Source organism: Labrenzia sp. 011 (genome assembly GCF_003075075.1).
Classification (GTDB): domain Bacteria; phylum Pseudomonadota; class Alphaproteobacteria; order Rhizobiales; family Stappiaceae; genus Roseibium.
In genome coordinates this window covers 1-1246 of sequence record NZ_QCYM01000060.1, presented here as the reverse complement: position 1 = coordinate 1246, position 1246 = coordinate 1, and the positions used below count along the sequence as shown (strand labels likewise).

Genomic DNA, 1246 nt, shown 5'->3' with positions numbered 1-1246 from the left:
GTACGCGGCTGGCGCGTTCGTAGGCTTGGCGGAGCAGGCGTGTATCGGCGGAAGCGACCGGCGCCTGCCGGTCGCGGGAGGGATCAGGCTTCGGCGATGCCGGTGACGACGATGCCGAAGCGGCGCAGCAGCAGTTCCGCCGGCTCGTCGCTTTCCAGCTTGCCGGTGCTGTAGTGGCCCGGCTTGAGGTTGGCCTCGGCCCATTCCAGCAGGTGCTCGGCGACCTCTTCGGGGCTCGGCTTGTGGGGGAACGGCAGGACTTGGCGCTCGGTGGCTTCGTCCTTGCTGTAGGTGATTGCCCAATCGCTCATGGGTAGGCTCCTTGTTTTCGCTGAGTTGGCAGGCCGGCAGGGCCCGAAGGGTAGACCGGCGCGGTCGCGCAAGGGTTGCCCTGGCGCGATGGGCGGTCCCCGTCCGACTGTCGGCCGAGGGCGGAAAACACTTATGATTCAGCCACATGCTTTGTCTGGACCGGTCCCCGATGCTGTCTGCCGTACGGCGCTACAAGTCGATGCTTTCCAGCGCCCTGGCGCGTTGTTTCCCGCGTACCACCGCCTACCTGCAGGCCGAGCGCGAGGCCCGCGAAGCCTTGTTGCAGCCGGCCAAGGCCCGCTCCCGGAAGAACGCCGCGAAGGTCCCGGGCAAGGCCACCGGCAAGCCTGCGAAGGGCGCCGTTCGGGGGACTCCGCGCAAGCCCGCTGCCGCCTCGCGGCGCGCGCCGCAGGGAATCTATCCGGCTGCCGCACTGAAGGTCGACGAATCCCAGGAGCGCGCCATGCGCGAGCAGGTGGCGCAGGCCGCGACGCTCGGCGTGGTCAGCCCGCCGTCCGAGGAACATTGTGCGATGATCCTCTGCCGCCAGCCGCTGGCGCGGATCTTTGCCGGTGCAGGCTCGGGCAAGTCGACCACCCTGGTCCTGCGGGTGGTGTTCATGCTCTGCCACCTGGGCGTCGAGCCGCAGCGGCTGACGGTGATTTCCTTCACCAACGCCTCCTGCGCGCAGTTGCGCGAACAATTGCTGCGCGTTCTCGCCCAGTGGCAGTACCCGTTCGACGCGGCCCAGGCGCGGCAGTGCGTGCGCACTTTCCATTCGGCGCTCGGCAGCCTGGCCCGCGAGGTGCTCGGCAATCCGCGCTGGTTCGAACAACTGGACGACCGCGACCCCGCCGCCGAGCCGGACAACCCCCTTGCCGCCGGACGCCTGCGTCCGGCCCAGCAGCGCCTGCTGAAGCAGGCCTACCAGCAG

2 protein-coding genes are annotated in these 1246 nt (G+C 69.2%); one reads left to right on the top strand and one right to left on the bottom strand.

Translation table 11 applies throughout. From position 1 onward, the window contains the following. Positions 1 to 83: 83 nt before the first annotated feature. Positions 84 to 311, bottom strand: coding sequence for a hypothetical protein (locus DCO57_RS22195; protein WP_003082927.1), 228 nt, complete (start codon positions 309 to 311; stop codon positions 84 to 86). Positions 312 to 481: 170 nt separating this feature from the next. Between DCO57_RS22195 and DCO57_RS22190 the strand changes: the two genes are divergently transcribed. Further along, the coding region (locus DCO57_RS22190) for a UvrD-helicase domain-containing protein (RefSeq protein WP_133192742.1) at positions 482 to 1246 on the top strand (765 nt) is incomplete at its 3' end.

What these genes read in the sequence shown, in the direction of transcription:
- DCO57_RS22195 (WP_003082927.1), bottom strand. Translation starts at nt 311, where the DNA reads ATGAGCGATTGGGCAATCACCTACAGCAAGGACGAAGCCACCGAGCGC.